General features: G+C 64.5%; 28 protein-coding genes. 19 read left to right on the top strand and 9 right to left on the bottom strand.

The features are described 5' to 3' along the window. Positions 1–6 precede the first annotated feature (6 nt). Positions 7–1,386 (bottom strand): MBL fold metallo-hydrolase, encoded by a 1,380-nt coding sequence (locus tag CH291_RS06445; protein WP_094670351.1) that lies wholly within the window; start codon positions 1,384–1,386, stop codon positions 7–9. Between the two features lie 130 nt (positions 1,387–1,516). Between CH291_RS06445 and CH291_RS06450 the strand changes: the two genes are divergently transcribed. The 9 genes from CH291_RS06450 to CH291_RS06490 all read left to right on the top strand — a co-directional run bounded on the left by CH291_RS06450 (position 1,517) and on the right by CH291_RS06490 (position 7,967). Continuing rightward, entirely contained in the window at positions 1,517–2,290 is a 774-nt protein-coding gene (locus tag CH291_RS06450) for a sulfite exporter TauE/SafE family protein (protein ID WP_068055043.1), read from the top strand. Between the two features lie 135 nt (positions 2,291–2,425). After that, on the top strand, positions 2,426–2,731 hold the full coding sequence (locus tag CH291_RS06455) for a three-helix bundle dimerization domain-containing protein (protein WP_094686943.1): 306 nt from the start codon (positions 2,426–2,428) through the stop codon (positions 2,729–2,731). Beyond that, positions 2,725–3,609 (top strand): universal stress protein, encoded by an 885-nt coding sequence (locus CH291_RS06460; RefSeq protein ID WP_094686944.1) that lies wholly within the window; start codon positions 2,725–2,727, stop codon positions 3,607–3,609. The genes CH291_RS06455 and CH291_RS06460 overlap by 7 nt, the downstream gene beginning before the upstream one ends. A gap of 118 nt (positions 3,610–3,727) precedes the next feature. Continuing rightward, positions 3,728–4,324 carry an Rv1733c family protein gene (locus CH291_RS06465; RefSeq protein WP_143545884.1) on the top strand — a complete coding sequence of 199 codons (597 nt, stop codon included), beginning with the start codon at positions 3,728–3,730 and terminating at the stop codon, positions 4,322–4,324. Between the two features lie 44 nt (positions 4,325–4,368). Continuing rightward, positions 4,369–5,856 (top strand): bifunctional aminoglycoside phosphotransferase/ATP-binding protein, encoded by a 1,488-nt coding sequence (locus tag CH291_RS06470; protein WP_094686946.1) that lies wholly within the window; start codon positions 4,369–4,371, stop codon positions 5,854–5,856. Next, positions 5,853–6,053 carry a hypothetical protein gene (locus CH291_RS06475; RefSeq protein ID WP_068055050.1) on the top strand — a complete coding sequence of 67 codons (201 nt, stop codon included), beginning with the start codon at positions 5,853–5,855 and terminating at the stop codon, positions 6,051–6,053. Before CH291_RS06470 ends, CH291_RS06475 begins: the two co-directional genes overlap by 4 nt. Before the next feature lie 15 nt (positions 6,054–6,068). Next, positions 6,069–7,196, top strand: coding sequence for a cation:proton antiporter (locus CH291_RS06480; protein ID WP_094686947.1), 1,128 nt, complete (start codon positions 6,069–6,071; stop codon positions 7,194–7,196). A 105-nt stretch (positions 7,197–7,301) separates the two neighbouring features. After that, the gene (locus CH291_RS06485) at positions 7,302–7,610 is read left to right on the top strand and encodes a WhiB family transcriptional regulator (RefSeq protein WP_037193923.1); all 309 of its coding nucleotides are present in this window, start codon (positions 7,302–7,304) and stop codon (positions 7,608–7,610) included. A 135-nt stretch (positions 7,611–7,745) separates the two neighbouring features. After that, the gene (locus CH291_RS06490) at positions 7,746–7,967 is read left to right on the top strand and encodes an ANTAR domain-containing protein (RefSeq protein WP_094640758.1); all 222 of its coding nucleotides are present in this window, start codon (positions 7,746–7,748) and stop codon (positions 7,965–7,967) included. A gap of 144 nt (positions 7,968–8,111) precedes the next feature. On the opposite strand, the gene CH291_RS06495 is transcribed toward CH291_RS06490, so the two are convergent. Further along, positions 8,112–9,341 carry an EAL domain-containing protein gene (locus tag CH291_RS06495; RefSeq protein ID WP_255183127.1) on the bottom strand — a complete coding sequence of 410 codons (1,230 nt, stop codon included), beginning with the start codon at positions 9,339–9,341 and terminating at the stop codon, positions 8,112–8,114. Between the two features lie 429 nt (positions 9,342–9,770). On the opposite strand from CH291_RS06495, the gene praA reads away from it, so the two are divergent. Then, positions 9,771–10,280: an alkane oxidation protein activator PraA gene (gene praA, locus CH291_RS06500; protein WP_094640756.1), complete on the top strand. Its 510-nt coding sequence runs from the start codon at positions 9,771–9,773 to the stop codon at positions 10,278–10,280. Positions 10,281–10,333: 53 nt separating this feature from the next. Continuing rightward, entirely contained in the window at positions 10,334–11,050 is a 717-nt protein-coding gene (locus CH291_RS06505; RefSeq protein WP_094640755.1) for a hypothetical protein, read from the top strand. Between the two features lie 66 nt (positions 11,051–11,116). On the opposite strand, the gene CH291_RS06510 is transcribed toward CH291_RS06505, so the two are convergent. From CH291_RS06510 to CH291_RS06525, 4 genes are all read right to left on the bottom strand, one after another. Continuing rightward, positions 11,117–12,226 (bottom strand): GGDEF domain-containing protein, encoded by a 1,110-nt coding sequence (locus CH291_RS06510; RefSeq protein WP_176460191.1) that lies wholly within the window; start codon positions 12,224–12,226, stop codon positions 11,117–11,119. 451 nt (positions 12,227–12,677) lie between these two features. Then, a complete protein-coding gene (locus CH291_RS06515; RefSeq protein WP_094670298.1) occupies positions 12,678–13,541 on the bottom strand; it encodes a DUF559 domain-containing protein in 864 nt (287 codons plus the stop codon). Positions 13,542–13,707: 166 nt separating this feature from the next. Continuing rightward, complete coding sequence (locus tag CH291_RS06520) at positions 13,708–14,376, bottom strand: SGNH/GDSL hydrolase family protein (RefSeq protein WP_179276453.1); 669 nt, start codon at positions 14,374–14,376, stop codon at positions 13,708–13,710. A gap of 25 nt (positions 14,377–14,401) precedes the next feature. Next, positions 14,402–16,204, bottom strand: a complete 1,803-nt coding sequence (locus CH291_RS06525; protein WP_256980749.1) for a DUF4012 domain-containing protein — start codon at positions 16,202–16,204, stop codon at positions 14,402–14,404. Positions 16,205–16,364: 160 nt separating this feature from the next. On the opposite strand from CH291_RS06525, the gene CH291_RS06530 reads away from it, so the two are divergent. The 6 genes from CH291_RS06530 (at position 16,365) to yczR (ending at position 21,604) form a co-directional block, all read left to right on the top strand. After that, entirely contained in the window at positions 16,365–17,588 is a 1,224-nt protein-coding gene (locus CH291_RS06530; protein WP_094687139.1) for an alkane 1-monooxygenase, read from the top strand. Further along, positions 17,588–17,752 (top strand): rubredoxin, encoded by a 165-nt coding sequence (locus tag CH291_RS06535; protein WP_094686950.1) that lies wholly within the window; start codon positions 17,588–17,590, stop codon positions 17,750–17,752. Before CH291_RS06530 ends, CH291_RS06535 begins: the two co-directional genes overlap by 1 nt. Beyond that, positions 17,749–17,922 carry a rubredoxin gene (locus tag CH291_RS06540; RefSeq protein ID WP_027495558.1) on the top strand — a complete coding sequence of 58 codons (174 nt, stop codon included), beginning with the start codon at positions 17,749–17,751 and terminating at the stop codon, positions 17,920–17,922. Before CH291_RS06535 ends, CH291_RS06540 begins: the two co-directional genes overlap by 4 nt. After that, entirely contained in the window at positions 17,919–19,127 is a 1,209-nt protein-coding gene (locus tag CH291_RS06545) for an NAD(P)/FAD-dependent oxidoreductase (protein ID WP_094686951.1), read from the top strand. Before CH291_RS06540 ends, CH291_RS06545 begins: the two co-directional genes overlap by 4 nt. A 10-nt stretch (positions 19,128–19,137) precedes the next feature. After that, on the top strand, positions 19,138–19,758 hold the full coding sequence (locus tag CH291_RS06550; protein ID WP_094687140.1) for a TetR/AcrR family transcriptional regulator: 621 nt from the start codon (positions 19,138–19,140) through the stop codon (positions 19,756–19,758). Positions 19,759–20,140: 382 nt separating this feature from the next. Then, complete coding sequence (gene yczR, locus CH291_RS06555) at positions 20,141–21,604, top strand: MocR-like transcription factor YczR (protein WP_094686952.1); 1,464 nt, start codon at positions 20,141–20,143, stop codon at positions 21,602–21,604. A gap of 128 nt (positions 21,605–21,732) precedes the next feature. Here the strand turns inward: yczR and CH291_RS06560 are convergent, their stop codons facing one another. Both CH291_RS06560 and CH291_RS06565 read right to left on the bottom strand, forming a co-directional pair. Next, the gene (locus CH291_RS06560; protein WP_094686953.1) at positions 21,733–22,182 is read right to left on the bottom strand and encodes a YdeI/OmpD-associated family protein; all 450 of its coding nucleotides are present in this window, start codon (positions 22,180–22,182) and stop codon (positions 21,733–21,735) included. 112 nt (positions 22,183–22,294) lie between these two features. Further along, entirely contained in the window at positions 22,295–22,762 is a 468-nt protein-coding gene (locus CH291_RS06565; protein WP_094687141.1) for an SRPBCC family protein, read from the bottom strand. A 99-nt stretch (positions 22,763–22,861) separates the two neighbouring features. Between CH291_RS06565 and CH291_RS06570 the strand changes: the two genes are divergently transcribed. Together CH291_RS06570 and CH291_RS06575 are read left to right on the top strand one after the other, a co-directional pair. Beyond that, positions 22,862–23,470, top strand: a complete 609-nt coding sequence (locus CH291_RS06570; protein ID WP_094640730.1) for a ClpP family protease — start codon at positions 22,862–22,864, stop codon at positions 23,468–23,470. After that, positions 23,467–24,093 (top strand): ClpP family protease, encoded by a 627-nt coding sequence (locus CH291_RS06575; protein ID WP_094640729.1) that lies wholly within the window; start codon positions 23,467–23,469, stop codon positions 24,091–24,093. Before CH291_RS06570 ends, CH291_RS06575 begins: the two co-directional genes overlap by 4 nt. On the opposite strand, the gene CH291_RS06580 is transcribed toward CH291_RS06575, so the two are convergent. Further along, entirely contained in the window at positions 24,051–24,353 is a 303-nt protein-coding gene (locus CH291_RS06580; protein WP_255183123.1) for a helix-turn-helix domain-containing protein, read from the bottom strand. The two genes, CH291_RS06575 and CH291_RS06580, sit on opposite strands and share 43 nt — an antisense overlap. Positions 24,354–24,375: the final 22 nt, after the last annotated feature.

Consider the following 24,375-nt stretch of genomic DNA (forward strand, 5'->3'; position numbering starts at 1 on the left):
GAAATGTCAGGCCGGAACGTGGGCGTCGGCCCAGGCGTTGTAACCACCCAGCAGATCCGAGACGTCCTCGAATCCCTGTGCACGGAGCAAGGAGGCGGCCACACTCGAACGCCAGCCGCCTGCACAGTGCACCACGATCGGCTTACCCGTCGGAACGTGTTCGAGTCGAGTTCGCAGCTGCGCCAGGGGTATCGGTGTCGCTCCCGGGATCGTGCCGAGGTCACGTTCACCCGGATTGCGGATGTCCACCAGTGTCACTTCGTCCGCTGCGAGCATGGCATCGAGTTGCTCCACCGTGGTGCGCGGAGCGGTCTCGACCAGTTCGGTCAGCTCCGAGGGAAAGGTTCCGTCTCGGTCCACCACCAGGTAGCCGATCGCGTTGTCCGAGCCGACTCTGGCCAACCGCAGCGCGGCTTCCTGCTCGTCCCCCGGGTACGCGATGAGAACGATCCGTCCGCCGATCTCCGCGACCATGCCGCCGGTCTCGGCGAAGCGACCGTCGAAACCCACGTTGACCGATCCCCGAAGATGGCCGGCAGCGAAGTCGTCCACACTCCGCGCGTCGAGCACTCGGGTGCCGGCAGAAAGCTCGCCTCGCACCTCCTCCGGCGTCAGCGCAGGAATTGTGCGGCTCGGTGACAGCAGTGGGTGCACCTGCTTGTTCATCGCGGCGTCGGCGGAGAAGTACGACGGCGCCGCCGGTTGACCGTCGGTGACCAGCGCAACGAAAGCATCCTCGGTCATCGGCTGCACCGACGGATTGGTCGCCCGCTGCTCGCCGATGGTGGAGGTCAACTCGGTGGACAGGTTCTTGCCACAGGACGAGCCGGCTCCGTGGGCGGGCATGACGACGACCTCGTCGGGCAGCGTCAGTAGTGTGTTGTGCACCGTCCGATACATCGCTCTGGCAAGGTCGGTGGTGGACCCGTCCCCGAGATTGACGAGATCGGGTCGCCCGACATCGCCGATGAACAGGGAGTCTCCGGTGAGCACGGCGGTCGGGGTGGCCCCGGGATGCTCGCGAACCAAGACCGAGATCGACTCCCAGGTGTGACCCGGAGTGGACAAGATCTCGAGTTCGACCTCGCCGAGGGACAGACGTTCCCCGTTGCGCAGTCTTCGAATGGGGTAGTCGGTCTCGGCCGATTCACCGAAGCCGATCCACGCGCCGGTCGCGTCGACCAATTCGAGGTGACCCGAGACGAAGTCTGCGTGAAAGTGGGTGTTGACGACGCCCTCGATCGTGAGGCCGTACTTCGCCGCATCGTCCAGGTACTCGGCAATGTCGCGACGAGGATCGACGACGATCGCGCGTCCGGTGCTCTCGTCGCCGATCAGATACGAAGCGTGGGAAAGGCATTCGAGGTAGTACTGCTCGAGAATCATGATTTCCTCCATCTGGCTGTCTCCGGGCGAATTTCGCGGGGCGGTAGACACAGTGTGCAATACCCCCTAGGGTATGTCAAGTACCCCCTTGGGGTATGAAGAGAACAGCAACCATGGGAGTGAACACACGATGACGTTGGCGCTGGCGCTCGGATTCGGTGCGGTGATCGGAATTCTGCTCGGCCTACTCGGTGGAGGCGGATCGATTCTTGCGGTCCCGGTGTTGGTGTTCGCCCTCGGCCTCGGCGTGGAGGAAGCGATCCCCGTCTCGCTGATCGTCGTCGGTACCGCCTCCGCGGTGGGAGTGATACCGAAGCTGCGAGCCCACCGAGTCGAATGGCGGCTGGCGGCCGTGTTCGCTGCGACCGGCATTCCAGCGACGTTCGCCGGCAGTGCACTCGGCCGGTTGCTTCCGGACAGGGTTCTGCTGCTCGGCTTCGCCGCCGTGATGGTTGCCGCAGGAGCGCGGATGCTCGCCGAGCGGGGAGATATCGGAACAGCCTGCAAGACATCGACATCGGGTATCAACTGGAGACGCTGCGCGCCACGTTCGATTCCGGCCGGTCTTGCCGTCGGATTCATGACCGGGCTGTTCGGCGTCGGAGGCGGCTTCCTGATCATTCCGGTACTGGTGCTGATGCTCGGCATAGAGATGTCGGTCGCTGTCGGAACCTCGCTGGTCATCATCGTCGCGAACTCCGTCGCAGGTCTGTTCTCACACCTGAGTGGTACGACCATCGACTGGTCGATCACCCTCGCCTTCGCAGGCACCGCGATCGTCGGCTCCCTCGTGGCCGCGCACTTCGGAAGTCGAGTCGATACCGCGCGGCTACAACGTTTGTTCGCCTACCTCGTGTTCGCCGTGGCCGGATACGTCGTCGTCGACGCGGTCTTTCTGAGCTGATTCGGCCTCGTCCGGACCCATGAGGGCCCTTCGATAACCGGCCAGCCGACGAAAGGCCCTACATCGCACGGGCCGCGCCGGGAACGCTCAGGGGAGGAGCACTCCATCTCCACGAGCGCGAGGTAGCCGATCTTCATGACCATCACCGACGCACCACCGACCACCCGACTGCTGCACGACGAATTGACATCGATTGCCGCGATGCTCGCCGCGAGGTTCCCCGATCTGACGCGCTCAGTCGTCGACGACGCAGTCCGCACCACCTACGGCCGCCTGTACGCCACCGCGCGCGTCCACGGCCACCTGTTCCCACTGACGTCCAATCGTGCCCGTGTCGAACTCGAGCGCCTGCAAGCGGAACGAGCAATCGACGACGATCTGAAGACCGTCTCGGCGGAGATACGCCGCGCCCTGCCGCCCATGGCAGGCCGGTCATGGTGAACGCAGAGCCGCGACACCGACCCACGGACAACCCGGTCGCTCCCGGCTTCTGGGCGAAGACCAACTGGGGTGACATCGTCGTCGCGCTCGACGGCACATCGAAGTCCCGCGACGCCCTGTCCTGGGCCGCGGGCCTTGCCTCTGTCACCGGCGCGCGCATTCGGCTCGTGCACGCACTCACCTCTCGCGAATCGGCCCGGTCGTTGGAGCGACTGCACGGTCGACGCCTTCTCCGATCGGCTCGCCGTGAACTCTTCGGTCTCGACCCCCGCATCGCAATCGATTCGATTCTGACGGACGATCCCATCGCCTCCGTTCTCGGCGCGCTGTCGCACACTGCTGATCTGATCGTCATCGGAGGTCGTGAATCGGGCCCGATCCGAGATGTGCTGTTCGGCCGCAACGCAACTCGCATCGTCGAAGAATCGTCGTGCCCGGTCCTGGTGTGGCGTCCCCAGCACGCGGATCTCACGCCGACCTCTCCGGTTGTCGTCGGCGTCGATCACTCCGACTCCTGCACCCGAGCGATCGAGGCGGCCTTCTGGTTCGCCGATGCACTCGAGGTCCCACTCACCGCGCTGCACGTCGGATCGCCCCACCGTCGGCCTGTCGCGAACGATGCCGAGCTGGAACAGATCCGAGCACTCGAATGGCTGGGCGGACGCCTCGACGCTGCCAAGTCCATGCATCCCACAGTCGACGTGCACCTGCATCTGCTCGACGCGTCCGCGGAGCACGAGCTTCGACTCGCATCGGCCACCGCAAACCTCCTCGTGGTCGGCAGCCGCGAGCCAGGGCCATGGACGGGTCCGTTCACCGGATCGGTCGGCCAGTCGCTGGTGCATGCGTCGGGCTGCCCGATTCTCGTGGTGCGTTGAGTCCTCGAACTGCCGACAGCCCCCGGCTCATCGGGACCTTGTGCCCTTACGGATCCACTGCCCGACGCCGGAGACTCGTAGGAAACGAATGCACTTCGGGTGGGAGTAGGTGACGGTCATGTTCTCGGAACTCGCGCACCGGTGGTGGCGACACAGTCCGTGGATCTCCAATCCACTGATGCGGCTGCCGGACAGGATCGAACGAGCGGCTTTCGCCGTCGGGATCGCGGTACTTCTCCTGCTGGTTCCCGTGGCAGCGACGATCGGTTCGGTGACGTACAGCGACCTGTCGTTGCGCGCGCAACAGCAACGCGCAGAATACGTTCGAGTCGATGCCCGAGTGATCGACTCCGTCAGGACCGAGCGGTCCGAGACGGACGGTGCCGTGCCCGCCAGCGGTACCGCGACTGTGCAGTGGAGCGCGCCGGACGGCTCCATCCGGTCGGGATCGGCCCAGGTGCCGTCCGCTGTGCAGATCGGTGAGACGACTCCGATCTGGCGCGATGCGGACGGAAACCGCGTACGCGCTCCCGAGACCGCCGCCGGTGCCGTCGTCAACGGAACTGCCACGGCCGTGTTCGTGTGGTTCCTCGGTGCAGTCGTCGTCGGTGGTCTGGTGTATCTCACCGCCAGGGCCGGCGAACGTTCACGAATGCGGCAGTGGGACAGGGACTGGCAACACTTTCTACAGGACCGCGACCATCCTTCGCGGTAGTGCCGTCGATCTTGTTCTCCCCCAAATCCATCGAAGGATGTTTCATGCCTGCAGTAGTTGATTGCGACCGAACAGGCCCGGCGGTCGTCGGCACCGCAGAGGTCCACGAAACGCACAGCGCTTATGTGTTTCTACTCGGTGATGTCGCCTACAAGATGAAGAAGCCGATCGAGACGGACTTCCTCGACTTCCGTACCGTCGATTCCCGATGGACCGCATGCGACCGAGAGTTCCTACTGAATTCCCGATTCGCGCCCGATGTATATATCGGTATCGCCGAGCTCACCGATCCTGGCGGCGGGCCCGCCGAACCACTGTTGAAGATGCGACGCCTCCCCGATTCCACCCGGTTGTCCACCCGCGCCGCGGCAGGCGACGATATCGGCACCGTCGTCGACCTCGTCGCACAGACTGTCGCGGTCGCCCATCGGAACAGTCCCCGAAGTACCCGCATCGACGACGAGGGACGACAGAGCGCTCTGGACGAGCGATGGCGCAACAACATTCGTGAGCTGCGCACACTTGCGGTCGGCGTCCTCGACACCGCACTCGTCGACGAACTCGAGTATCTATCTCTTCGCTACGTCGCCGGCCGTGCGGCCCTGTTCGATCACCGGATCTCGCGAGGCCGCATAGTCGACGGACACGGGGACCTTCTCTCGGACGACATCTTCTGCCTACCGGACGGCCCACGAATACTGGACTGTCTCGATTTCGACGACCGACTTCGCTTCCTCGACGGAATCGACGACGTCGCCTGCTTGGCAATGGATCTCGAATTCCAGGGACGCCCCGACGCAGCTCGACGCTTGGTGGCGTCGTACCTCGAGGCGACCGAGGACGATCCTCCCTGCTCTCTGATCGATCACTACATCGCCTACCGCGCAACGGTTCGCGCCAAGGTCGCCTGCCTTCGCTTTCATCAGGGTCATGCGGCCTCGCAGACCGACGCGCTCGCCCACATGCGACTCGCGCTGGACCACCTGGCGTCCTCGATCACCATCACGTTGGTGGGAGGCCTGCCCGGCACCGGCAAGAGCACGGTGGCGGCCGCACTCGCGGAACGTACCGGGGCGGTGGTGTTGTCGAGCGATGTGGTGCGCAAGGAGAGCGCGGGGCTCGATCCACGGTCTCCGCATCCGTCGGCAGTCGGATGCGGGCTGTACACCTCTGAGAAGACAGCATCCACCTATGCCGAATTGATGCACCGGGCGCGCGAGCAGGTTGGGATGGGCCGTTCGGTCGTCATCGACGCCTCGTGGAACGACGAGAAGTCGCGCGAGCACGCGCTCGAACTGGCCGCCGGCACCCACAGCGATCTTGTCGAGATCGAATGCCGGACGCCCGAACACATTGCGCTCGAACGTATTACGACCCGTCCACGCGGCGCTTCGGACGCGTCGCAGGCCGTGTACGACGCCATGGCCGGTGCCCGACGCCCCTGGCCCAGTGCAACCGTGATCGACACCTCCGGGACGATTGCCGACTCGCTTGCCGCTGTGTTCCCTGCATCCGAGGAGACGATGACATGACCGATCTCGACACCGAATTCCGTTCCGCCGGTACGGACTACGAGTTCGCGTTGATGCGTAGCCCGTTGGCTGCGCAATTGCGTGTGGTCGAGTATCGGATGCGGGTGATGATGACCGAGCAGGGGGCGCTGCACCCTCGTGATCTCGTTGCGTCGGCGCTGCCGTCGAGTCGACGCCCGACGCTGAACTCTGCCTGACACCGGCGCGGGCGCATGACCTTCGAGACGCTCGCCCTGTGTGCCGCGGTGGGATTGTTCGGCCCACTGCTGGCGCTTCCACGCGGGCTTCGGATACCCGTCGTCATCGGAGAACTCGTCGCCGGAATTGCACTCGGTTACACAGGCTTCGGCGTTGTCGACCCGAGCGAGCAGACGCTGAGCTTCCTCGCGCAGGTGGGCTTTGCGCTCGTCATGTTCGTGGCCGGCAGTCAGGTACCGATTCGCGACCCGCGACTGCGCATCGGTGTCGGGGTCGGTGCCGCTCGAGCGGTGGCCGTCGGGCTGCTCGCAACCGCGCTCGGCTGGGCCGTTTCGGCAGCGTTCGATCCGCCTCATCTCGGTCTGTACGCGGTGTTGATGGCGTCGTCCTCGGCCGCTGTCGTCATGCCGATCGTCGAGTCCACAACCATGACCGCTCCGGGCCTGATGGCCCTCCTGCCGCAGATCGCGCTCGCCGATGCAGTCTGCATCGTCGCGCTGCCCCTCGTGATCGATCCACAGCGGGCCGGTCCGGCCGCATTGGGATCTGCGACGGTTCTGCTCGCTGCCGCGGTGATCTTCGTCGTCCTGCGACACTTCGACATCTCGGGACTGCGCTGGCGCGTGCATCGGGTGTCTGCTCAGCGCAAACTCGCGCTCGAACTGCGACTGAACCTGGTTCTGCTGTTCGGCCTCGCGGCACTCGCCGTCCACACTCACGCCTCGGTGATGCTGGCCGGCTTCGGCTTCGGCCTGGCGATTGCCGCCATCGGAGAACCGCGTCGCCTTGCCAAACAACTGTTCGCCATCACCGAAGGATTTCTGGGACCACTGTATTTCGTCTGGCTCGGTGCATCCCTCGATCTACGTGCCCTCGCCGGTCACCCGAAGATGATCGTGCTGGGGCTCGTCTTGGGCTTCGGTGCCATCGCGGTGCACGGTGCGATGCGCCTGACCGGCCAGCCCACCCGACTCGGGATACTCGCGGCAGCCCAGCTGGGCGTTCCGGTCTCGGCCGTGACACTCGGCGCGCAGAGCGGTGTGCTGGCTCCCGGTGAAGGCCCTGCCATCGTGCTCGGCGCACTGGTGACCATCGCGGCGGCGGCCGCAGCGTCGAGGGTCGCCGCTCGTCGTACGGTCTGACCCGGCGGGCCTGCGGCGGCGCAAGGCATTTGGGTGTTTCGAGTTCCGCGTGACGGGGAACATGGGTCCTGGAACGATCGGCACGACGCGAAACGGATCATGACGATGACGGATGACCAGGTCTGGCGCCTCAAGGGTGCGTGCATCGAAGACATGGATGCCTACGACTCGCAACAACTTCCTCGGCACGGACGCAAGCGCGCAGAGAAGGCATGGCGGTTGTGCGCCGACTGCCCGGTGTTGCGCAATTGCGCCGAGCAGACGGCGCGCGATATCGAGTCCGGCCGTATTCCGGTCGGCGTGGTCGTCGCCGGTGCCGCGTATCACGACAATGCGAGCAACGGGCGGCGGACCGACGCCTACCGCACTCTCGAGTTCCTGATCGGACGGCCGCTGTCCAATCCCGCCGCCTGACAGCGCCGAAGCTCTGTAACACCGCGGTCACGGAACACTACGAAGTCGGTAACGTGGGCAACTCTGTTCGACGGTTTTTCGGCGCGTCTTCTCGGGTCTGACCTGCGCCGGAGCAAGTCGCGCAAGAATGTCTGCATGACCGCAGCGAACGCAACCGACTTCGGGCTACCGGACGCTATCGGACGGGCGCTCTCGCAGCGAGCACCGATCGAACAGGCCAAGGGAATGTTGATGGCAACGCATCGCATCAGCGCGGATGCGGCGTTCGCGCTACTGGTAGACCGATCGCAGGACTCCAACCGAAAGCTTCGCGACATCGCTCAGGAGTTGGTGGACATGGCTTCGACCGCGCGGTAACTGTTCAGGCAGCCCCGTACGCTGCTTTTTCAACGCACGGGGCCTGAGCAATGGGGCAGTCCGGACTACTTCATCACCTGCTGTGCCGTATGCCCTGCCATGGCTGCCCGAAACATCCCGTCCGGGAACGCGGTCGTCGTTGCGTCAGAAATGCGCGAGAATCGCACGCGCACAACGAACTACTGTCGCACGGTCGTACGACATCACGTAATCGAACTCACGATCGGCGTCGACTTCGCCGCGGTGCAGATCGATCGCTGCGAGCACTCCACAGAAGTGCGGACCCAACACCACCACGTTCCACTCCTCCACCAGCGGATCCGTCGGGTCGAGGGGCGCATGCATGATGCCGCCCTCTTGGACGTAGCCCATGCCAACGCCGTACACGCCGGCGTACGAGATCTGCTCGGCCATCGAGACCCAACGCGCACGGGTGCTCGAGGTGAAGTGCTCTGCTCGCTGAAAAGTACCGAGTACCAACGTTTCCGGACCTGAGACCGCAGCCTGCATCTCGAGCGAGGTACTCATCGCCACCAGTAGACGCTTGGTGCTGCGGGTGGCTGTCTTTCCCGCCGACGCGATGGCGTACGGCGACTCGGCGGCGACAGCAGGTGTGCTCCAGGTCGGGAACGGCGGCATCACCTCCGCGGCGTCCGCGGGGAGCTCCTCGGTGGTCTCGGCCGCCGGATACAGCTCACCCACCCCGTAGGTCGCTCCGAGTCCGAGCGCGCGAGTGCGGTGCAGTGCCGTGTCGACTCCGCTGGCGACCACCACCGCGCCGGTTCGTTCCACCTGAGCCGAGACGGCGTGAGCGGTACGTGCGGTGGCGAGATCGGGACGCCGGGAGACCATCGATCCAGCGAGGATGATCACGTCGGGTTCGATGAGCGGCAGCAGGGTCATCGACTGCGGTCGACGACCGACGTCATCGACGGCCACCACTTTGCCGTCACGCCTAGCCTTGTCGATCGCAGCGAGGGTGCGGGCCGGACTGTCGACGAGTGCCGCCTCGGTGACGACCACGATGTCGCGGCGCAACTGTTCCTCGGTGGCGGAATCGAGTGCAGCAAGGGAGTCGACGTCCATGGAGACGAGCATCGGCAACCGCACCGACTGGTTTACCCGAGCCACTCCCCACGCAAGGGCGTCGAGTTCGCGCTTGGCGTCCATTGCTCTGGCTGCGCGCTTGAGCGCGTCGGCGGAGGCGAGCGGACCGTTCTGCGGACCTCGCAGTTGAACTTCGATCGCTGCGAGCGCGCCGTTGTCCAGCCGACAGACCGGGGCGAAATACGGTTGCACCGTCAGCTCTCCCGTGTCCGTGTCGACTGCAGATCCTGCTTCGGCCAGCGCGAACGTCACACCACAGTTTGACACGAAAAAACCACCCCCGTCACGTGGGGGTTGGCTGATCTTCAAACCTGATTCTCGTAGTTTCTTCTCGCTGACTCAATGTTGGACGACGGAGGTGTCACGACAGACACCACAACTATCTCGTTTGGATAACTTTGCATAACGCTCCGATAACGGAACTTCCGCTGGGTCGGCCGCGCGGCTCGGAACCCTCCGAGCTCGAAATCGGGCCGAAAACCCATGACGGAGTGGACTTTCGGAACCGAAGCCCACTTTCGTTACCACGGCAAACAACAAACGTACCGACCGTATTGTGACTTCTCACAGACTTGAACGAAGCAATTCCGACATATGGTTCGCACACCTAACGTCCATCCCGGTTGCCGGAGCACCGGCCGCCACCGGCCGCCCGCGTGGGCTCCCGGAGCCGTCCTGGACATGGAGGATCGATCGATGACGCTCAACCCGCCGACCCGCTCTCGTACACTCGCCGCCGTACTCGCCGCCGTTGCCATCACCGGGGCGACAGTCGGTGCCGCCGATGCCGGTGCCGCCACCATCTCTCCGGCCGGAACCGCCTTCACCGCACCCGGCACGATCGTCGTGAGCACGCCCGCCTCGTTCGGAGTTCCCGTGAGCTGTTCCATCACACTCTCCGGCAGCACCAGCGCCGACGGCTCCTCTGCATCGATCACCGACGCGAAGATCAGCGGTTCCAACCGCCTGTGCGGCCTGCCGCAGCTGAAGAACCTGCCGTGGACTCTGACCCCCACCAGTGCCACCACCGGTGAGGTCTCCAACGTGGCATTCTCGCTCGTCGGATACAACTGCGGCCCGGCCACCCTCGCCGGTTCGTTCGACAACATGACCAACACCCTCACCTCGACCGACCAGCCCATGTCCGGCAACTGCACGGTCGACAGCCTGTCGGTCCAGCCGAATCCGGCCTTCACACTGTCCTGATCGACATCCTCCGATTACGTTCCAGCACAATCCATTTCCTCGAAGGAGAGCACGTGAAAATCCGCAACAGGACTGTCGTCACGATGGCGGCACTGGCCTCGTCCGTCGCATTGGCGACGATGGTGGCCGCCCCGGCCAACGCTGCCGACACGCTTCCGATCACGTTTCAGGCAGACACGACGACGATCATCGCCAAGACCGGTCAGCCGGTCGTCTTCCCCACCACCGACCTCGTCACGGACGTCGACCTGGTCGGCGGGACGGTGACCGGCACGCTCGCACTGCCGCAGGCATCGGCCGACTTGAAACTCGGCCCTGCAACGTTGGCGAACTTCACCATTTCGATCGTCGATCCGACGCCGGTGTCGGGCACCCTCACCCAGGGCGGTCCCGCGGAGGCACCCACGTTGGATCTCGCCGTGCAGCAGAGCTTCAAGATTCGTATCGACTCGGTGAAGCCTCTGGGTATCGACACCGGGTCCGCGGGGTCGGCGTCGGTCGATCTCATTCCCGCGGGTAGCAATTGCGTCACCGCCGAGACCACTGCCGAACTTACCGGTTCGCTCGACGCGATCGATCTGATCCAGAACAATCAGGCCGATGCCCACGTGAAGGGCACTTACACCATTCCGCAGTTCCAGAACTGCGGCGCGTTCACCTCGGTGCTCAACGGCATCATCGCAGGCCCAGGAAACAGCCTCGACGTGCACCTGACCAACCCGGTGTTCGACGTCGGAACGCAGTCCGCGCTCGCGGCCGAGGTGGCGTAGCAGTTCGTGTACAGCACGATCGACGGCGTCGAGCCGGGTTCCGACACGGACCTCGGCTCGGCGTCGTCACTGCAATTCGTCCACGTCACGGCTCAACGGCGAGTCGCCTCCGTAGAGGGAGACGCGGTCGCCGCCGAGCCTTTTCGCGTGATACATCGCCTCGTCGGCGCGGCCCAGCAGTTCGTTGACAGCGGACTCGACGTCCCCCGTCTCGACCACGGCATGGGCGATGCCCAACGACGCGGTCAACGGTGCCCGGTCGGTGCTGTCACACAGACGAACTCGTAATCGCTCCGATTGTTCGACGACCGTATCGAGGTCGTCGACACACACGGCCGCGAATTCTTCGCCGCCCAGTCGAACCGTGACGGCCGGCGCCGGGAAGACCTCGAGGATGCGATTCGCTGTCGTCCGGATGACCGCGTCTCCATGCTCGTGGCCGTATCTGTCGTTGACCGCTTTGAAGTTGTCGATGTCGATGACCACGGCGACCAGCGACATGTTCGCACCGGATCGAGATTCCAGGTTGCCGATCGCCGCATCGAATCCCCGACGGTTCCGTAGGCCGGTGAGCGGATCGTAGAACGCGCCGGTGGCGTCTCGGCGCAACAGCATGAGGAAGGAATGCCCGATCAACGGTCCCGCGAACATCACCAGGATCAGCATGACGAAGTAGAGATTGGTCTGTAGACGCTCCGCCGGGTCGTTCACCATTGCCGAGACGTAGAGGGCGACGGCGGTGACGAATGCGAAGCCGTGATGGAACGCAAACAGCTTGGGACCGTGAAACCCCGCGACATAAGCGCCCATGACCGTGAACAGGGCTGCAATGGGCAGTACCGCGGACGGTCCATCGGTGGTGAGCAGAACAGCCGCGAGCACGATGTCGGCGTACAGCACGAACGCGATCGACACGCGCCAGCTCGGCCAGCCGCCGATCAACCAGATCAACCCCACCGGGACCGTCGTGACAACGGTGAACCACAGGGGCAAACGTGCGAGGCTGCTGTAGGCGAATCCCGGAATGCTCAGAGCGATCGCCGCGGCACCGGCGTAGAGCCAACACAGAATTCCGATGAGAACCCTGGTGATGTCCAAGCCTCGTTGCGAACGCGCATACGCAACGTTCCACCCGTAGTCGACGGGAAGCGACCACCACTGACGAAGACCGTTCACCTTGCAGAGCTTTCCTGGTATCCCGACCTGGAGGGCCAAGTCAACCACAGACGAATCACCCGGTCTGCGAACTCGAGAACTTGCCTGCGGGGCACCGATCGGGCGGCGGAGCCGGGCTTCCCTCCCAGCTCCGCCGCACTCGACCCTACTCTCTATCGAACATATGTGCGAGCTCGCAGAGGAGTGGTTTTCGGTTGTACCACTCATACTGTGCACAATCCGAGAAAGTGACCTACAGTCTGTGACATGCTCCAGAAAAGGGGTTCGAACGGGGTTCGACCGCCAGGTTCCACTGATCCAATTCATTTGGCGCTCTTAGCAATCCTCACGATTGCTGTGATTGCCCTCGTCGTCATCGCGGTCCAACAGGGCCGCCTCTGATCACGCACCTCAGCGTTCACTACCGACTCTGATCGGCGGAATCCCGCGTTCGGCTCACGCTTTTGAACGCTCACGTCCGCGGCAGCGCTCGACCGACTGCATCGATCGAACGTCGACGACGCCGGACCACCTCGATGATCTCGTCGACCACGCGTCGCGTTTCGCCCAACGCCTGTACAGCGGAGTAGCGCAGAACCAGCCACCCCTCAAGTACCAGCCGGTTCTGGCGTCGACGATCGCCGTCGAACGCTCGGCTCGACGTATGGAACTCGCGTCCGTCGATTTCGACGATCACCCGTGCCCGGAAGTCCACGAGGTCGCCGAAATACGGACCTACCCGCGCATTGATCTCCATGAAGAACTGTCGAGCGGACAGTGCCCGAGCCACCACTCGCTCGGCCTCGGATCGGGTACCGAGGCAGCACAGACGCAACTGTCTCCGTACTGCCTTCATGCCGTGCATCCCGCGAGATCGTTCGCATTCGGTCGCGATTCGACGTCGCAGAGCCGGCCGCGCGATTGCCGTGTCGAAGAACCGCTCCAACTCCTCACCCGTCAGGGTTGCAGCGACGTCGACGAACACCTGGGCCAACGTCACCACCGGAAGACCTCGGCACCGGTCCGCCTCGGGGACGCGTCGTCGATGGATCTTCACCCACTCCGGCGCGTGCTGCCGGGTCGATGGCGGCACTGTCGCCGTAACCTGCGTCGGCTCCTCGTCGATCAACCCCCACACCCACGCAGCGGTCAGATGACTGAGCACAGCGCCGGGCTTCCACAGAGCTACCGCTGTGCACAGGTCGATGTACTCGGGTTTGTTCGTCGCATAGATTCCGGGCAGCACTCGAATCAGCTGCCCGGACGCAGTTCTGCGAGAGATGGTGCTGCGGCTCATCCCCCGAGCCATCAGGTCGACCGCTGTGTGTACCCCCATGCCGATACGGTGAACGATCGACGACGCCTGCGCCAGTGCTGTTTTCGAAACCTGTGGATAGTTCGGGGTTATCCACAGGCAGCCCGCACCTCAGCGTTCACTACCGACTCTGATCGGCGGAATCCCGCGTTCGCCGCACGCTTCTGAACGCTGGCAACCAGCACGGCTACGTCCGCGATGCGTCCACGGCTACAACCACCGCGGCCGCCATGGCTGCAGCCGTACTCGCGGTGGGGTGCACCCCGTCGAAGGTGGCTCCGGGACGTCCGAGCAGCGGCGCAAACTCGGCGACGGGTATGCCGCGCTCGGCGGCCAGTGCTCGAATGTCGTCGTTGAGGTCGTCTGCGCTGACCGTGCGCGACGACGGCACCGTGGCGATCACGACGGTGTCGACGTCGCGTGCGCGGTCCAGGATCGTGCGTAGGTTGTCGATGATCCGGGGTAGCGGAACCGACCGGGCCAGGTCGTTCGTGCCGCCGTTGACGACGAGTATGTCCGGGTTCGCTGCCAGTGCGTCGTCGGTTCGGGCGAGGATCTGCGTCGTCGTCGCGCCGTTGATTCCCAGATTCCCACCGTCGGCTGCGCGAGAATCGTCTCCGCACACGAGATACGAATACCACGACGTGTTGCCGTGAATCCCCCAGTCGACGCGTGAATTGCCTTGCGCCATCGAGTCGCCCAGCGTCACCAATCGTGGGCCGGTGTCGTTGACGCTCCACCCGAAGCAGTGTGCGTTGCGGACCGTCAGCGCCGGCTTCTTCAGTGGTCCTGCCACGAGCGCGGCGACCAGAGCCACCCCGAGTGCCCCGGCGATCCACAGTCGAGTTCTTCGCACGCCGGGGATTCTGCCCTACCGGCGATCACGAGCAGTCCGGGAAGTCCACTTCGGTCGGTGCCGGCGCCGATTGCGGCTGAACCGGTGCCTGCGCTTCGCCGGCGACGGTCGGTTCGACGAGGTTGTACTCGATGGTCTTGGTCTGTCCCGGCTCGATGACGACCGGCACGTAGAACACCGGATGGCCCCGTTCGGCAGCGGTCAGCAGAAACAGTGGAGTTCCGTTGATCGTGGCATCGGTCAACGTTGCGCCCCGAGTTGCGTACAGAGCCACCACCGATCGGTTGGTTCCCGGCGGTCCGTCGTATCGGGTGGAGTCGTTCTGCCTGCCGGCGATGTAAGTGGTGTAGTCCTGCAGCGGAGCGTTGTTGGTGATCTCGGCGACGACGCGGGTGGTGCGCGTCGGGCCGTCGCAGGACTGCGCGGAGTAGGTGACCTTGCGCTGCAGGTAGTAGTCGAGCTTGCCGCCCGCACCGTTGTTCACCACCACTGCGGCGTACGGGTCGGGGCTGTCGGGAACTTCGTGGCCGATCTCGGTCGGACCGAGGATCGCTTGAAGTGCCGGGTCCGCACTCCACACGGAGATGTGCCCTTCGCTGGTGGCCTTGCCGAGTGCTTCGAGCAGCGCACTGGGAGAGCCGATGTTGCCCTGCATCTTCGCGACCACCCGGGCGGCGATGTCCTGCAGGTAGGCCTTGCGCGCGCTGTTGTCGTCCTGGAAGCGGAAGTAGGCGTCGGACTGCGTGATCCGGACGACGTTGGATCCGTCGATCACTTCGCCGTCGCCCATCGTGATGGGTCCGACGGCGTCGAGGATGTAGCCGAGGGCTACCGGGTCGGTGGCCAACGCGCCGTCGAGACGCTCGCCTGTTTCCTGCTCCCACATCGACTGCCAGATCCGACCCGCGTACGGAAAGTGCGGACTGACGTTGCTGTTCTGCCAGTTCTGGGTGGGCTGAAAGCGGCTCTCGTAGAAGTCGAAGAAGTCGGGGCCGAGATCGATGGGGTCGTACGGAATCCGAAGCTCGGCATTGCTGGCCAACGAGTCGACCGCGACCTTCCCGTCCACGGCGCGCACGATGCCGAATCCGCCTATCAATCCGCCTGTTCCGCGGGATTCCGAGAGTGTCTGGAAGGCCAAGAAGTAATTGCGCGGGCCGTCCGCCCCGAGCATCGCCGGAAGCACCCTCGCGGCGACGTCGGTGTTGGTCAACAGAGACGTCAGCTCGTGCGTCTGATCCTGCAACCGAGTTCGCGCCTCACCGACCCGATCGACGAATGTCGGTTCCTCGATTGCCTCGGCCTGGGCATCGAGTACCTCCGATGCTGCCGCCGCCCGAGACAACGCAGGCGAGGCGTCGCGCAGGGCGGCGATGTCGATGGAACCGTCGGGCCCACGCAACCGACTCGGGTCGAGGGTGGTGCCCACCTCCACCGAGGGTGTCAGCACATCCACGCTCAGCCCGTTGACGACGTCGGTGATCTGCGAGACGACGTCCAGCGGTTGACCCACGTACGGAATTGCCGCGGCCGCCGTCCAGATCAGCGAATCGGTGGCCTCCTTCGCCTGGGCCGAGGTGCGCACCGCGTCGGACACGGAGGTGTCGGCCTTCTGCGTATCCCCGTTCAGCAGTGCAGTTTTCGCTGCCTGGGCATGCTCGCGGGCCTGATCGAGGTAGGTGTATGCGGCATTGGCGGTGTACGCGAGCCACGCACCGAGACCGAGCGCCACGACGATCAGCAGTCCGAAGCCCGCAAGCATGCGTCGACCGGTTCGACCGCGAGGGCTGCGGCGTTCACCGTCCGGGTGGTCGTGGTCGAGGCTCATTTTGGGTGCGGATCCCTTTCGCTTCCGGCTGAGAGTACAAACGACGCCCCCTCACCGCGACACGACTTGTTTTTGTACAAATCAGCCAATTTGTCCATCGAGCTGACAAATTCCGTGTATTGTCCAATCCACAGTGATCGGCCTTACACGAGGAGTGACGATGACCGCATCGAATGTCGACGATCAGGCGCAGGCGCCGGTCGCCGAGTGGCACGACCGAAAGCGATACCTCTGGCTGATGGGTTTGATCCCACCCACGGCGGTATTCCTGGCTACCGGCCTGGTGTGGGCCTTCAACCAGCTCGGCTGGACCGCCGTGTCGCCGGTCTGGTGGTGGATCGGCGCGCTGCTGGTCTACGGCCTGCTTCCGATCCTCGATCGCTTCTTCGGTCCCGACGGTGACAACCCACCCGACGAGGTGATGAAGGCGCTGGAGGAGGACAAGTACTACCGCTATTGCACCTACGCCTACATTCCGTTCCAGCTCGCCAGTCTGGTGTTCGCCTGCTACCTGTGGTCGGCGAACAACCTGTCGTGGCTCGGCATCGACGGAGGGCTCGGCCTGATCTCGAAGATCGGCCTGGCCATCAGTATCGGCGTGATGGGCGGCGTCGGTATCAACACCGCGCACGAGCTCGGCCACAAGAAGGACAGCCTCGAGCGTTGGTTGTCGAAAATCACTCTGGCACAGACGTTCTACGGCCACTTCTACATCGAGCACAATCGCGGCCACCACGTTCGCGTCGCCACTCCCGAGGATCCGGCGAGCTCGAAGTTCGGCGAGAGCTTCTGGGCCTTCCTGCCACGCAGCGTGTGGGGCAGCCTGAAGTCGTCCTGGGAGCTGGAGAAGACGCGCATGGAGCGACTGGGCAAGAGCACGTGGAGCATTCAGAACGACGTGCTCAACGCATGGCTGATGTCGGTGGTTCTGTACGGGGTCCTGATCGCGGTGTTCGGTCCGATCGTGTTGCCGTTCCTCGTGATTCAGGCCATCTACGGATTCTCACTGCTGGAGACGGTGAACTACCTCGAGCACTACGGCCTGCAGCGTCAGAAGAAGGAGAACGGCCGCTACGAGCGATGCACTCCCGAGCACAGCTGGAACTCCGATCACATCGTGACCAACATCTTTCTGTACCACCTTCAGCGCCACAGCGACCACCACGCCAATCCCACCCGCCGCTACCAGACTCTGCGCAGCATGGACGGGGCACCCAATCTGCCGAGTGGCTACGCGAGCATGATCTCGCTGGCCTACTTCCCACCGGTGTGGCGCAAGGTGATGGACCACCGCGTACTCGACCACTACGACGGTGACATCACGAAGGTCAACATTCAGCCGTCCAAGCGGGAGAAGATCCTCGCCGCGCACGGAGCGAAGTGATGGCCGCGTTCGAGTGCCCGGTGTGCGAGTTCGTCTACGACGAGACCAACGGCGCACCGCGAGAGGGCTTTCCGGCAGGAACACCGTGGTCGGACGTACCCGACGACTGGCCGTGCCCCGACTGCGGTGTCCGCGAAAAAATCGACTTCAGGAGTCAGGCATGAAGCTCTATCGCTGCGTTCAATGTGGATTCGAGTACGACGAGGAACTGGGCTGGCCCGAGGACGGCATCGAGCCGGGCACGCGCTGGGACGACATTCCCGACGACTGGTCGTGCCCCGACTGCGGCGCGGCCAAGGCCGATTTCGAGATGGTCGAGGTAGAGCGCGGGTGACTACTGGGCAACCCGCCGAGGTCGTGATCGTCGGTACCGGTGCCACCGGGTACACCGCCGCCAAAGTGCTACGGGCCGAGGGCTTCACGGGTTCCATCACGCTGATCGGGAGCGAGCAGGAGTCCACCTACCGTCGTCCGGCGGTGTCCAAGGAGCTGCTGATGGGCACCAAGTCGGTCGATCAGGTCCGGTTGGGTGCAGCCATCGAGGGCGTGGACGTCCGCACGGGCGTCACCGCCGTCGCCGTCACGGACTCGGCCGTGCATCTCGACGAGGGCGATCCGATCCCGTACGACGCCGTGCTGTTGGCAACGGGTTCTCGGGCTCGGCAACTCGATTTCCCGGGTCACGTGTTCACGCTTCGCAGCGCCACCGATGTCGCACCACTGCATGCCGACATCCTCCGCACCGGATCGCTGTTGGTGATCGGCGGCGGATTGATCGGGTGCGAGGCGGCGGCAGCAGCCCGGTCGCTCGGTGCCGAGGTGACGGTGCTCGAAGCGGCATCGGCTCTGCTGAGCCGGATCGCGCCGCCAAAGATTTCGCAGATGTACCGAGACCTGCACGCGGACAACGGGATAACGATGCACACCGACGTCACCGTGACGAGTCTCGACGAGCAGGACGACGGCACCCTCCGTGCCACCGCTCGGGACGGACGCTCGTGGTCGGCCGGCACCGTCCTGGTGTCCGCCGGTTCGGTGCCCAACGTCGAGCTCGGGGCGGACATGGGCCTCGAGACCGCGTCGGGAATCCTGGTCGACGCGTCGATGCGCACATCGAGGCCGAACGTCTACGCGGCGGGCGACGTGGCAGAGGTCCCCAACACGATTCTCGGCGGCACCTATCGGAGTGAGCACTGGAACGGTGCCGTCGATCAGGCGACCCGGGCAGCACGGTCCATACTCGGTCTCGATGTCGGCAGCCTCGACGTGCCGTGGGGCTGGTCGACTCAGCACGGGCTCAACCTGCAGTTCGCGGGTTGGACCGGTGCCGAGGACGAGTACGTCGTGGTTCGCGGCTCCATCGAGGAACGCCGCTTCACCGCCTGTGCGCTGCGCGGCGACACGCTCGTCGGGGCCATCGGCGTCGGCTTCCCCAAGGACATCCGACAGATCAGATCCCTCATCGCGAGCGCAGACCCCATCGATCGGGAACTCCTCGGAGAAGATTGGCTGGATCGGCCCCATGCGGTCGTTCGATAGAGTCGTGTTCATGCCCGCAGCCGAACAGACGTCGACCCCCGGTCGATACCGTGAAGCCGCATCCACTCTCGCGCGCGATACCGCGCTCGACGCCTTGCGAGAGCTGCTGAACGAGCGCAACTGGCGCAACGTCACGATGAGCCACATCGCCAAGGCTGCAGGGCTGAGCAGGCAGAGCCTGTACAACGAGTTCGGTTCGCGGCGTGGCGTCGCGCAGGGGTACGCCATCAGATTGACGGACCTCTTCGTGGCCATGTGCGAAACGGCTCTGTATCAGCACGAGAACGACGCGTCGGCCGCTCTGCGGCAGGGCTTCTCGTCGTTCTTCGAGCTGAGCGGCCTGGATCCGCTCGTCCGGTCGCTGCACAGCGGCGACGCACCGGAAGATCTTCTGCGCCTGATCACCACCGACAGCGAGGTGCTCATCGAGCGGGCGGGTGAGCGTCTGTCCGAGACCTTCCAGCGCGGATGGGTGGGCGCGAGCCCACGACAGGCCGACGTAATCAGCAAAGCCATCGTCCGATTGGCCCTGAGCTACATCCCCGAACCACCCGAGGACATCGCTGCAGCAGCCGACGATCTGGCGCTGCTGCTGACCCCGTTCGTCGATTCCATCACCGCCGACAACTGACCTCGACGTCCAGAGTTCGCCCTCGCCCAGTACGCCGATCTTGCCCCCGCCCCGCTCCCGCCCCCTGACCTGCTTCGGCCCCCTGCCCTGGCAAATGCGCGCGCGTTTGCCAGGTGCGCGCGATCTAGGCCCGAATCGGATGCGAAATCGAACGCGTGTGACGAATGCGCGCGCGTTTGCCGAGACACGGCCGCGTCAGTCCGACCGAACACGACTCCGCGGCGGCCCGGCAGGCCCGCTTCTTCCGCCCTCGTGCAGAGCGACCACAGTCCACCCTGCTCCCACCATGGACAGGACCAATACAGCTCCAATTGCGATCATGTGACCACAATGGACTGCTTTTACTCCAAATAATGCAGTCCAGTGTGCGAGAGTGGCATGCATGGACTCGTTCGACGCCTCCGCCATCACGGCCCGGGATCTGGCCGCACGGATCGACCCAGCAACGTTGCGGAACCGATCCGGTGGTCCGCTCTACCTCGAGATCGCCGACGAGTTGCGGCGGTTGATCGAGAACGGTGAGGTGTCGGCCCAGACGCGTTTGCCTGCCGAGCGGGCGTTGTCGATCAGCTTGGACGTCAGTCGGGTGACGGTCGCATCGGCATACCGGCACCTGCGCGAGGGTGGGTGGATCAGCGCCCAGCGAGGCTCGGGTACCTACGTGTCGCCGACGGGTTCGATGCCGTCGTGGGGTTCACTGGCCGGCGACCGAGAGACTGCGAATCTGGAATTCGTCAACGCCTCCCCGTCGGCATCGCCGCTGTTGTCCGACGCGTACGGTGTTGCGGCAGAGAAGATTCGAGATCGTTTCACCTTGGGCGGGTACGCTCCGTCCGGTCTGTTCGAGCTCCGAGAGTCCATCGCCGCGTACTACCGAGGGCGCGGAGTGCCGACCACCGCCGACAACATCCTCGTCACCTCCGGTGCCACCGACGCCATCCACGCTGTGTTGGCGACGTTCACCGAGCCCGGGGCCCGCGTATTGGTGGAGCACCCGACGTATCCGGGTGTCGTCGAACTCGTCCACTCCCTCGGCGGTCGTTGCATCCCGGTGCCCATCGATCCGGACAACACCGACGAGTTCGTGGCTGCGGCAGACAGGGCCGCGCGGCAGAGTGCACCGACTTTGGCGTATTTCATGCCCGACTTCTCCAATCCGTCGGGTGCGCGACTCCCCCTGAACACCCGCCGACAGCTGTCCGCCACCATGCACCGCCACTGCGTACTGACCATCGTCGACGAGGTAGCAGCCGATCTGTCTCTCGACGATTCACCGGATATCGAGCCCTTCGGAGCCGCCACTCCGGACGTGGCGACGGTGACCGTCGGGTCCACGAGCAAGACGGTGTGGGGCGGGCTGCGAGTCGGGTGGGTTCGCGCCGAAGCCGGTCTGTTGGCGCGGGTCGCCGCAACCTATGCGCGACGCCAACTTTCGGTCTCGATCATCGATCAACTGGCGGCAATCGAGTTGTTGGGTAAGTACGACGAGGTACGACGCGTCCGCGCGGAGGCGTCGAGAACGGCCCGCGATCACACCGTCACATTGATGCGTGATCATCTGCCGGGCTGGCACTTTCGAGTTCCCGACGGCGGCCTGGCACTGTGGTGTTACCTACCCGACGGCATTCGATCCAGCCATCTCGTCGCCGACGCCCAGTCGCAGGGACTGCTGCTGGCACCCGGACTGAGATTCGGAACGGGGTACGCCTTCGACGATCGACAGCGCATTCCGTTCACCCGTTCACTGTCCGACATCACCTCGGCGATCAAGATCCTCACTCGCCTGTCGTCGGAGAACACCCCGACGCCGGCCGCCGCGTCGAGCACGCCCGCTGCGGTGGTGTGAGCCCCGACGGCCATCGCAAACGCGCGCGCGTTCGCGAGACGCTCGCAAATTGGTCACCTGGTCAATGGCGGAATCGCGCGCACCTGACGAATGCGCGCGCGTTTGCAACGTCGCAGGGCCGGCAGCACTCAGGGCCGCAGGGACTGGACGATTGCCGTGATACGCCGCTCGCGAGTGTCGTCGCGTTTCGCGTCGGCGACGGACCTTGCGTGTTCCTTTCGCGTCGACGGTGCCAGCGCATCGAACGCTGCTCGGACAGCCGGATCCGCGTCCAAGGCTGTCGCCAGCGCCACCGGAACCTCGATCACCTGCGGCTGGTCGTCCAGCTCAATGGTCACGTCGACGGTGTCGCCGGCCTCGACGCCGAGTGTGGCGCGAACGCTCTTGTTGAGCCCGAGCAGATTTTCGCCACCCATTCGGCCGATGCGCCCACGCACCGTCTGACCACCGATCGTGAACCGAACTGGTGGCGTTTTGGTGGAACCGAGGGACGCGACCTGCTCGTCAGTGAGCACAATGGCCGCTGCCGGGCCTCGTGATTCGAGAACCGTGGACATCCGCAGAACCGTCGCTGCCATGCGGACAGGCTATCGGTCGCAGGTGCGCTCAGTGTCCACAATTCGCGCCGAAAGGCGGGATTCCGTCGTCGGCCTCGAACAGTGGACAGCCAGCGCACCTGGCCGACAGTAATCAGGCTTCGGCTTCCACGATTCGCTTGATTGCGGCCAGGGTGCGAGGGATGCCGTCGAGTGCCGCCTGGCTACGAGTGTCGATTTCCTTCTCCGCGTCGTCACCGAACTTGCTGTGGAAGAAGGCGATGCCGTCGGGCAGGAAGTTCCAGTTCTCGGTCAGTCGTGTTGCGCCATCGACGGTTTCGAGGGTATAGCCCCAGCGAACGAAGTTGTCGCCCACCACCCACGCGAACTCGCGACCCGGGTCGGCGGCGGCGACCGTCGACACGGTCTCCCACGTGCGACCGGGCACCACGTTGCGGCCGGTGAAGGTCGATCCGACGCCACCGCCGTCGGCCTCGTTCCACCAGCACTCCTGGCAGATCGGGCTCCATTCGCCTGTTCGGGTGATGTCGGAGACAACGGCGTACACGTCGTCGACAGACGCAGCGACGACGACGGATTCGGAGAACTCGAGTGCAGTCATCTCTCCATTGTCCATCTGGCACCCGCGAAGCTGTGAGCAGACCCGCTGCCTACAGCAGAACTATTGGCATGCAATCGAATTGGGACTCACACTCGAACCATGAGCGAAACGCCACGAATGTTCCCACCCGAACTCCGCAACCAACTCCTGCGTCATCGAGTCCTGGTGCTCGACGGCCCCCTCGACGACGACAACGGCACGGTCCTCACCACCCATTTGTTGACATTGGCCGCCGACAACTCCTCGGCCGACATCGCTCTGTGGATTCACTCCCCCGGCGGATCGGTTCCCGCGATGCTCGCGATCCGCGATGTGATGCGGCTGGTGCCGTGCGACGTGTCGACACTTGCGCTCGGGTTGGCCTGCAGCGCAGGTCAATTCCTGTTGTCCTCCGGTACGCGCGGCAAGCGGTATGCCCTGCCGCATTCGCGAATACTGATGCATCAGGGATCCGCCGGCATCGGTGGGTCGGCCGTCGAAGTGGAAGTACAGGCCAACGATCTGCGTCATACCCGAGATACCGTGCTCGGGCTCATTGCCGACGACACCGGACAAACACGCGAGCAGATCTTCGACGACTCTCTGCACGACCGTTGGTTCACCGCGGAAGCAGCCCTCCAGTACGGGTTCGTCGACGCGATCGTGGACTCGTTCGATCAGGTCATGCCTGCGCGACGGGCATCGTTCGGAATGGAGTTGGCCCGATGAGCACGTACACGATTCCCAATGTCATCACCCGAGATTCGCGCGGAGAACGCGTCGTCGACGTCTATTCGCATCTGCTCAGTGAGCGCATCGTCTATCTCGGTACCGGTATCGACGCAGGGGTCGCGAATGCGATGATCGCGCAGCTGCTGCATCTGGAGGCCGACTCCCCCGACCAGGAAATTTCGATGTACATCAACTGCGAGGGCGGCGACACCGCTGCCATGCTCGCAATCTACGACACGATGCAATTCATCGGATCACCCATTGCCACAACATGTGTGGGTCAAGCGGTGGCAGCAGGTGCAGTACTACTCGCTGCCGGCGCACCGGGTCGACGCTCTGCGCTCACCCACAGCCGGGTGGTGTTGCACCAGCCTGCGGCGCAGGGACGCGGCACCATCCCGGACCTCATCTTGGCCGCTGACGAAGTCGTCCGAGTGCGAGCGGAGATGGAGGCAATTCTGGCGGCACACACCGGACGCGACGTGGACACGCTTCGACACGACACCGACCGAGATCTGGTGTTGACGGCACCGGCTGCTCTCGAATACGGCGTCGTCGATCAGGTTCTCGAGGGACGTCAGGCGGCCATCAACGTCGCATCGCCACGCGAGAGGTCGTGATGCGCAAGGCGTGAGATTTCGGCCATCGACGTGCCCAATGCGCCGACGACGGCCGCGAGGATTTCGCTCGACGGATCCTTGCGGCCGCGTTCGAGCTCCGACAAGTATTGCGGCGCAATACCTGCGCGTGCGGCGGTGTCGGCGAGGGTATCTCCGCGGGCGTGTCTGCGTTCGCGTAGTCGTCTGCCGACCACCTCGCGCCACAGGGGTTCCACCGCGCGCGCTGCTCGACGCTCATCGATTCGTATGACCTGGCCCATGATCGCAGCCTAGGCCTCCTGT

The organism is Rhodococcus sp. 14-1411-2a (genome assembly GCF_002259485.1).
Taxonomy (GTDB): Bacteria; Actinomycetota; Actinomycetes; order Mycobacteriales; family Mycobacteriaceae; genus Rhodococcoides.

Bases quoted from the DNA above. Each gene is read 5' to 3' on its own strand.
- CH291_RS06530 (WP_094687139.1), top strand. From the start codon at position 16,365: ATGACCGCATCGAATGTCGACGATCAGGCGCAGGCGCCGGTCGCCGAG.
- CH291_RS06450 (WP_068055043.1), top strand. From the start codon at position 1,517: ATGACGTTGGCGCTGGCGCTCGGATTCGGTGCGGTGATCGGAATTCTG.
- CH291_RS06485 (WP_037193923.1), top strand. From the start codon at position 7,302: ATGACGGATGACCAGGTCTGGCGCCTCAAGGGTGCGTGCATCGAAGAC.
- CH291_RS06475 (WP_068055050.1), top strand. From the start codon at position 5,853: ATGACCGATCTCGACACCGAATTCCGTTCCGCCGGTACGGACTACGAG.
- CH291_RS06470 (WP_094686946.1), top strand. From the start codon at position 4,369: ATGCCTGCAGTAGTTGATTGCGACCGAACAGGCCCGGCGGTCGTCGGC.
- CH291_RS06455 (WP_094686943.1), top strand. From the start codon at position 2,426: ATGACCATCACCGACGCACCACCGACCACCCGACTGCTGCACGACGAA.
- CH291_RS06460 (WP_094686944.1), top strand. From the start codon at position 2,725: ATGGTGAACGCAGAGCCGCGACACCGACCCACGGACAACCCGGTCGCT.
- CH291_RS06540 (WP_027495558.1), top strand. From the start codon at position 17,749: ATGAAGCTCTATCGCTGCGTTCAATGTGGATTCGAGTACGACGAGGAA.
- CH291_RS06515 (WP_094670298.1), bottom strand. From the start codon at position 13,541: ATGGGGGTACACACAGCGGTCGACCTGATGGCTCGGGGGATGAGCCGC.
- CH291_RS06445 (WP_094670351.1), bottom strand. From the start codon at position 1,386: ATGATTCTCGAGCAGTACTACCTCGAATGCCTTTCCCACGCTTCGTAT.
- praA (WP_094640756.1), top strand. From the start codon at position 9,771: ATGACGCTCAACCCGCCGACCCGCTCTCGTACACTCGCCGCCGTACTC.
- CH291_RS06465 (WP_143545884.1), top strand. From the start codon at position 3,728: ATGTTCTCGGAACTCGCGCACCGGTGGTGGCGACACAGTCCGTGGATC.
- CH291_RS06550 (WP_094687140.1), top strand. From the start codon at position 19,138: ATGCCCGCAGCCGAACAGACGTCGACCCCCGGTCGATACCGTGAAGCC.
- CH291_RS06490 (WP_094640758.1), top strand. From the start codon at position 7,746: ATGACCGCAGCGAACGCAACCGACTTCGGGCTACCGGACGCTATCGGA.
- CH291_RS06575 (WP_094640729.1), top strand. From the start codon at position 23,467: ATGAGCACGTACACGATTCCCAATGTCATCACCCGAGATTCGCGCGGA.
- CH291_RS06570 (WP_094640730.1), top strand. From the start codon at position 22,862: ATGAGCGAAACGCCACGAATGTTCCCACCCGAACTCCGCAACCAACTC.
- yczR (WP_094686952.1), top strand. From the start codon at position 20,141: ATGGACTCGTTCGACGCCTCCGCCATCACGGCCCGGGATCTGGCCGCA.
- CH291_RS06565 (WP_094687141.1), bottom strand. From the start codon at position 22,762: ATGACTGCACTCGAGTTCTCCGAATCCGTCGTCGTCGCTGCGTCTGTC.
- CH291_RS06560 (WP_094686953.1), bottom strand. From the start codon at position 22,182: ATGGCAGCGACGGTTCTGCGGATGTCCACGGTTCTCGAATCACGAGGC.
- CH291_RS06525 (WP_256980749.1), bottom strand. From the start codon at position 16,204: ATGAGCCTCGACCACGACCACCCGGACGGTGAACGCCGCAGCCCTCGC.
- CH291_RS06580 (WP_255183123.1), bottom strand. From the start codon at position 24,353: ATGGGCCAGGTCATACGAATCGATGAGCGTCGAGCAGCGCGCGCGGTG.
- CH291_RS06480 (WP_094686947.1), top strand. From the start codon at position 6,069: ATGACCTTCGAGACGCTCGCCCTGTGTGCCGCGGTGGGATTGTTCGGC.
- CH291_RS06535 (WP_094686950.1), top strand. From the start codon at position 17,588: ATGGCCGCGTTCGAGTGCCCGGTGTGCGAGTTCGTCTACGACGAGACC.